The sequence below is a fragment of the Salinimicrobium oceani genome (genome assembly GCF_012037645.1).
Map to the genome: position 1 here is coordinate 1 of NZ_JAAVJR010001200.1, position 346 is coordinate 346.

Consider the following 346-nt stretch of genomic DNA (forward strand, 5'->3'; position numbering starts at 1 on the left):
TCAAAAGCATGGTGTCGTTTTTCATGAAGAACAACAAAATGGATACAAAAGAACTGGAATCCATTCTCGAAGAGATCAATAAAAAAGAATAAGATGCAGCACTACATTATCCAGATCATCGTATTTCAGCTGATATTCCTACTGGTATATGAGCTACTCCTAAAGAAGGAAACTTTCTTTACTTATAATCGGGTATATCTCCTAATCACGCCGGTTATAGCCATACTTCTTCCTTTGCTGAAGATCCCTTTGCTGCAAAGTGCCCTTCCTGCGGAAACTTTTACAATGCTTCCAGAAGTTTTGATAGGCGGAGGCGGCGAAGTCCAAACCGGCCTTAGCTCAGGTT

General features: G+C 40.8%; 1 pseudogene. It reads left to right on the forward strand.

Annotated features, from left to right (window positions below):
- Positions 1-93 precede the first annotated feature (93 nt).
- Positions 94-346, forward strand: a pseudogene (locus HC175_RS24015) (M56 family metallopeptidase); the annotation flags it as partial.